The following is a 6,740-nucleotide window of genomic DNA, read 5'->3' as shown; positions in this document are numbered from 1 at the left end:
AAATTATGTAAGAGGAGGAGGTTGTATGTTTATAACTACAGTTATCAAAATGTCCACAGTTTTAAAGGTAATATTTTTTATTGTCCTTGTAGTAGTAATTATAAGGTATATAAAAAATATAAAAGCATCTGTTGTAGGGAGTAAAAAAACTATTAATTATCTGTTGAGAAGAAACACCAAATCATTACTTAAAAATAGATACAATATGTTTAATATACATAATAGGAATGAAGATGCCAAGGTGTACAACATAAATAGTGATGAAGATGTAATTAGATATGCAAATGGAGATGTTTACAAAGGGCAAATCAAAAGCGGCATAAGAGAAGGACTTGGAACTTGCTACTTTGCAAACAAAGATGTTTATGAAGGTATGTGGAAAGATGATAAGATGGAGTGTGTAGGTAAGTATGTATTTGCGGATAGATCTTTTTACAGTGGTGATTTTAAAAATGGATGTAAAGAAGGTATAGGAGTTTATACTTGTGATGACTACAAATATATTGGCCAGTACTATGCAGATAGAAAGGGTCGAGTAGGAACTTTTCACCTACCAGAAAATTCATATTTAAAGGTTATTATTGAAAATGGAACAATTGTGGAGGGCACATATATAAGAGAAGGACATGAAGAGGAATATATTTATAATGTGGACTTAAGTAATGAAAGAGAAGTGATTAAAAATATTAGATCTTATTTTGTGAGAGATGTTTCTAATATATAATTTAATAATATTGGAGTGAATATTATGAAAAATCAAAATGAGGATTATAAAGTAAAGCTTGTACCATTTGTTATGAATCGTGGAGTGAAGAATGCAGGAAAGACACCTTATGGAGTAGCTATGATTCAAGCAAAAAATATGTGGAGTGAATCTAACAGGGGAGAGGGAATAAATATTGCTGTAATAGATTCTGGTTGTGATATAGAACATGAAAGTTTAAAGGATAATATAGCGCTTGTTAGAAATTTTACGGATGAAGATAAAAAAAATCCTAATATTGTTGTGGATAGAGTTGGTCATGGAACTCATGTGGCAGGAATTATAGCCGCCAATGGAGATAATAATACAATTTTCGGAGTTGCTCCATGGGCAAATTTGTATATCTTGAAGGCTATTGATAGAACTGGAAGTGGAAAAGTAAGCTGGGTAATTAATGCTATAAATTATGCAGTAGAAAAAAAAGTTGATATTATATCAATGTCTCTCGGTATGTCAAATGATGACCCAAAGTTAGAAAAAGCTATAAAGAATGCTATTAATAATAATATATTAGTAGTATGTGCAGCTGGTAATGAAGGAGATGGAAATGCAAATGATTTTGAATATTCATATCCAGCATCTTATGTAGATGTGATATCTGTTGGGGCTGTAGATAAAAAAGGAGTGCCTGCTAGCTTTACAAATTCAAACTTAGTAGTAGATTTAGTGGCGCCGGGAGTAGATATAGTATCTACTTATCCTAATAATCAATTTGCTAGCTTAAGTGGAACTAGTATGGCAGCACCTCATGTTACTGGAAGTTTAGCATTATTGAAAAACTGGTCACACGAAGAATTTCAAAGGGATTTAACTCAAGAGGAAATTTATGCACAACTTATAAAATACACAAAAAATTTAGGGTATCCCAGAACCGTACAAGGAAATGGATTAGTTTATTTAAAAGATAAAAAATAAATAATTTTTAAAGGCTTGAAACTTAATTATAATAAGTTTCAAGCCTTTTTTTCTGGAAAAAATATAAAATTTTATTTTTTCTCTTAAAATTTAACAAAAAAATGGTATAATGTATAAGAAAGTAACAAAATTGTAACTAATTAGATGATTAAAATTAAAATATATGGAGTTGAGACAATGATTAAATTTACAAAAGTAGAGAAACAATACTCTGACGGAAATAAATGTCTAAAAGATATAAATCTTAATATAGATAAAGGCGAGTTTGTTTTTCTAGTAGGACATTCAGGAGCTGGAAAATCAAGTCTTCTAAAATTAATAACTAGAGAAGAAAAACTTACAGATGGAAGAATTGTAGTTAACAATGAAAACATAACTAATATAAAAAATAGATCTTTACATAAATACAGAAGAAATATAGGCATAGTCTTTCAAGATTACAGGTTAATCAAAGAAAAAACTGTATATGAAAACGTGGAATTGGCACTTAGAGTAGTAGGTGAAAAGCCAAAGAATATAAGACCTAAGGTTATGGAAGCTTTAGAAAGAGTTGGAATAGCTCATAAATATAAAAAATATCCAGATGAATTATCAGGTGGAGAATGTCAAAGAGTTGGAATAGCAAGAGCTTTAGTAAATAATCCGTCAATTATTATAGCTGATGAGTGTACAGGAAACCTTGATATGGATAATTCAATTTCTATAATGAAACTTCTAGATCAAATAAATAAAAAAGGGATTACAGTAATAATGGCTACTCATAACTTAGAGTTAGTAAGAGAATTTCCTAGAAGAATTGTTAAAATTGAAGGTGGCAAAATAATTTATGACACAAAGAGGTGCGAATAATGAAAATAATGTCAAAGATAACATATAGTTTAAAGCAAGGATTAAAAGGTGTATTTAGTAATAAAACCATGAGTTTTATTTCTGTAGTTTCAGTAACATCTGTTTTGGCTATACTTGGAATAGTATTATGTATAGTATTAAATATTAATTCATTTATGGAAAAAACACAAAATGAAGTAAATGAAATTAGAGTAGCGCTAGATTCAAAATTAAGCGAAGATGATACTTTATATATAAAAGAAGAATTAGCAAAAATAAATGGAGTTGAAAGTGTTAAATATCAAACTAAAGATGAAGCTTTCGATAGCATGAAAGATAGTTTTGGCGAGGATAAAGAGTTGCTAGAAGGAGTGAAAAATCCTTTAGATGATTATTATATAGTAACTATTGCTGATTCGCAAAAAATTAAATCATTAGCAAGAAGTATAGAAAAAATAGAAGGTGTTGTAGAAGTCCAATATTATGAAGAAATAATGGAAAACTTTTTAAAAGCATCAAATACTGTAAAACAATTTGGAGGAATTGTAATAGGATTTTTATTAATAATTTGTTTAGTATTAATATCTAATACAATAAAAGCTAGAGTATACAGTAAAAAAGAAGAAATACAAGTTATAAAATACATAGGTGGAAGCAATAGATTTGTTATAGCACCATTCATAGTGGAAGGGTGTATAATAGGTATATTTGGTTCCGTAATATCTCTTGGAGTATGTACTGGAATGTACAAATATGTATTAGAAAATGTGCAGATATCTCTAAATTCAATTGTGGGAGATATGATGTTGCCTCTTTCAAGTGTATCTTACTTATTAGTTTTAGTATTATTTGTTACAGGAATAATGGTAGGAATATTAGGAAGTGGACTATCTGTAAAAAAATATTTAAAAGTTTAAATAATAATTTGGGGGAAGAAATATGAAGAAAATAATTTCAACAGCTTTAATATGCTCTATGTTATTTTCAGCTACTAGTGCAATAGATGTTAATGCTGAAAGTACAGAGAGTAAATTAAAAACTAATCAAGAAAAACAAGATGAACTAGATGTAAAAATAAACAATTTAAATGAGAAAACAGAAAAATTAAAAGAAAAAATTAATAAAGCAAATGAAAAAATAGAAAAAATTAATAGTGAATCTAAAAGATTAAAAGAAGAAATTAAGAAATTAGAAGAAGATATAAATTCTAATGAGGAGATTTTAGGTGAAAGATTAAAAGTTATAAATAATAACTATACACTAGGTTATTTAAAGGTTATACTAAGTAGTAATTCTATTTCTGACTTTTTAAATAATATTTATATAGTGCAAGAAGTTGTAGAACAAGATAAACAAATGTTAAAAGACTTAGAAGCTGATAAAAGTGAAGTAGAAGATAAAAAAGAAACACTAGATAAAAATAAAGAAGAAGCAAAAGTAATTAAAGATGAGTTAGTGAAAGATAAAGAAGGTTTAGAGGAAGATAAATCAGAACTGAAAGCTCTAAAGGAAGAATTACTTAAGGAAGAAGAAGCATTAGAAGAAAAGCTACAAAAAATAGCAGCAAAGGAGTCTGCAGTTTCTAATAATTCAATTTCTGATAATTCAAACTCTGGTAGTTCATCTACTTCAAATGCTGTAATATCAAATGGATCATGGCCAGTACCTGGATACAGCAGAATATCTTCTCCTTTTGGATATAGAATACATCCTGTGTTAGGTACTAAAAAATTACATACAGGAATAGATATACCAGCTCCTACAGGAACTCCAGCTGTAGCTGTTGCCAGTGGAACAGTAATTTATTCGGGAGTTCAAGGAAGTTATGGAAATACAGTAATGATAAGACATGACAATGGATTAGTATCGCTTTACGCTCATAATAGTTCTTTAGTAGTTAAAGTAGGAGATAGGGTTAAAAAAGGACAAGTTGTTACTAAAATAGGATCAACAGGAAGATCAACAGGGCCACATTTACATTTTGAAATTAGAGTAAATGGAACTCCTCAAAACCCATTAAATTACTTATAATCTTTTTGGATAAGGAGTAGTATTTATGCAAGAATATGTGGTAGTAGACTTAGAAACTACAGGACTAGACCCATATAGTGGTTGTGAAATAATAGAAATAGGTATAACAGAAATAAAAGATAATCAAATAGTAAGAAACTATTCAAGATTAGTAAAACCAGATAGAATGATACCTTCTTTAATAACAGAAATAACTGGTATAACAAATGAAATGGTAGAAAATGAAGAAGGTATAGAAACAGTTTTACCTAGATTTAGAAAATTTTTAAGTGATAGAGTAATGATAGCTCATAATGCTAAATTCGATTTAAAGTTTTTAAATTATTATTTGCAAAAATATGATTTAGAACCTATAGAAAATCATTTATGTACTATGGAAATGCTTAAAAAATGTAAATCTTATAAAGGAAAAAATAAAAAACTGGAGACTGCATGTAATTATTATAATATTAAAAATGAAAATGCTCATAGAGCTGATAGTGACACGAAGGCTACAGCAGAGTTATTTTTAATAATAAAAGATGAAGTTTTCCCAGGACTTATATAATTAAGCCAAAGGGCTATAGATTAAATCTATAGCTCTTTTTTATTGTAGATCCCTGCAGTGTCTTAAAGTGTTTTGTGGGATACGTTCTCAAGTAAAGCTAATTTTTTAATCGAGTTTTTGTGTTCAAGAAATGTATAGATTCATATGATATATTAGTAGAAATAATAGGGGGATTAAATATGAATCACATTTATGTAAATATTTATATAGATAAAGTTAAGTTTTACATAGTTTACTATGAGCAAAATGAAAAAAGAAAGATTAAAGATGATGAAATCATATTGCCTATTTCTTTTAGTACAGGTGATAAATTATTTTATATAAAAAAACTAATAAGTACTGTTATTGATCAATATAATATAGAAACCTATAACTTGGAAGTAGACAACGATATTGGCGTAGAAATAGTAGATGCAGTTAAGATGGAAGGGGTTTTAGAAGAATTATTTTCAAGTAAAGGAGTAATACTATGGAAATAAGTCCAAAATTAAATTTAAAAATACTGCAAAAGATTAATTCAGAAGGCGTAAATTCAGCTTTGTATATAGTGGAGGATAGGCAGCTCAATTGTGAGATGATATTAAAACAAATAGACAAGAAGAAATTAAAAGAATATGATAAATATTTTGAAGAGTCTAAGAAAATATCTTCATTAAATCATCCTAATATCATAAAAATAAATTATGCAACTTATGATGATGAGTATATTTATATAACAATGCCTTATTATAGAAATGGATCTTTAAATTATATTTTAGACTCTAAAAGTTTAACAGTAAGGGAAATTATAAAATATGCCATAGATTTTCTATCTGCTCTTTATTATATACATGATAATAATATGATTCACTGTGATATAAAACCTAATAATATCCTTATAGATGATAATAATCAAGCAATACTTGGTGACTTTGGTTCCGCTATACAACTTGATATTCATGGATGTGGAAAGTTAAAAAATGTTTACTATAAGCATATAGCTCCAGAACAGTGTTTCACATCTACTGTAGATAGTAGTATTGATATTTATCAAGTTGGAACTACTTTGTATAGGATGTGTAATGGGAATGAAGAGTATAATAATCAACTTAAGAGATATAAAAACTTAAATGACTTAAAATTAGCCATATCAAATGGAAAATTTCCTGTAAGGAAAAAGTATTTACCTCATATACCTAAATCTTTAATTCAAGTTATAGAAAAATGCTTAAAAGTAAATAGAGAAGAAAGGTACGGGAATGTATTAGAGATTTTAAATGATTTATCAAAAGTTAAGGAAAATCTGGACTGGAGATATGATAAAAGAAATAAGGATTATTTTACATGGATAAACGATGATAACTATATTGTATTAAAACGAGAATATAAAATATGGTTTATAGAATCTAACATTATAAAAAATAATATAGAGTTAGAAAGTAAGGCGCAGGGATATAGAATAATAAGGAAAGTTATAAAAGAAAATGAAAAAACCCTACTTTAATCCGTTCAAGTAGGGTTTTTCTTTAAAATATATTATAAAAAGGGGTTTATTAGGGAATATATTTTATTTGGGGAGTAATCAGTTATTGGGGAAATAACTGTATACTTATAATAACAAAATTCGACAAAATACGCAAGAGTTTTTGTAAAAAAATATAATGTTTTTTTAGAAAG

At 27.8% G+C, this 6,740-nt stretch carries 8 protein-coding genes; all 8 read left to right on the top strand.

Annotation, left to right across the window (positions count from 1 at the left end):
- The first annotated feature begins 25 nt into the window (after window positions 1–25).
- On the top strand, window positions 26–724 hold the full coding sequence (locus tag NSA58_RS13515; protein ID WP_052233001.1) for an MORN repeat-containing protein: 699 nt from the start codon (window positions 26–28) through the stop codon (window positions 722–724).
- A 24-nt stretch (window positions 725–748) separates the two neighbouring features.
- On the top strand, window positions 749–1,678 hold the full coding sequence (locus NSA58_RS13510; protein WP_039679912.1) for a S8 family peptidase: 930 nt from the start codon (window positions 749–751) through the stop codon (window positions 1,676–1,678).
- Window positions 1,679–1,855: 177 nt separating this feature from the next.
- On the top strand, window positions 1,856–2,527 hold the full coding sequence (ftsE, locus tag NSA58_RS13505) for a cell division ATP-binding protein FtsE (protein WP_039679913.1): 672 nt from the start codon (window positions 1,856–1,858) through the stop codon (window positions 2,525–2,527).
- Window positions 2,527–3,423 (top strand): permease-like cell division protein FtsX, encoded by an 897-nt coding sequence (gene ftsX, locus NSA58_RS13500; RefSeq protein WP_039679914.1) that lies wholly within the window; start codon window positions 2,527–2,529, stop codon window positions 3,421–3,423. Before ftsE ends, ftsX begins: the two co-directional genes overlap by 1 nt.
- Before the next feature lie 22 nt (window positions 3,424–3,445).
- On the top strand, window positions 3,446–4,537 hold the full coding sequence (locus tag NSA58_RS13495) for a murein hydrolase activator EnvC family protein (protein ID WP_039679915.1): 1,092 nt from the start codon (window positions 3,446–3,448) through the stop codon (window positions 4,535–4,537).
- A 25-nt stretch (window positions 4,538–4,562) separates the two neighbouring features.
- Window positions 4,563–5,084 (top strand): 3'-5' exonuclease, encoded by a 522-nt coding sequence (locus NSA58_RS13490; protein ID WP_039679916.1) that lies wholly within the window; start codon window positions 4,563–4,565, stop codon window positions 5,082–5,084.
- A 179-nt stretch (window positions 5,085–5,263) separates the two neighbouring features.
- Window positions 5,264–5,563, top strand: coding sequence for a hypothetical protein (locus NSA58_RS13485; protein WP_074429452.1), 300 nt, complete (start codon window positions 5,264–5,266; stop codon window positions 5,561–5,563).
- Window positions 5,554–6,567, top strand: coding sequence for a serine/threonine-protein kinase (locus NSA58_RS13480; protein WP_039679918.1), 1,014 nt, complete (start codon window positions 5,554–5,556; stop codon window positions 6,565–6,567). Before NSA58_RS13485 ends, NSA58_RS13480 begins: the two co-directional genes overlap by 10 nt.
- Window positions 6,568–6,740 lie beyond the last annotated feature (173 nt).

Origin of the sequence: Terrisporobacter muris, assembly GCF_024621905.1 — a bacterium.
GTDB classification, from domain to species: Bacteria; Bacillota; Clostridia; order Peptostreptococcales; family Peptostreptococcaceae; genus Terrisporobacter; species Terrisporobacter muris.
Note: the sequence above shows the minus strand (reverse complement) of the source record. Positions and strands in the feature narration are given on the sequence as shown.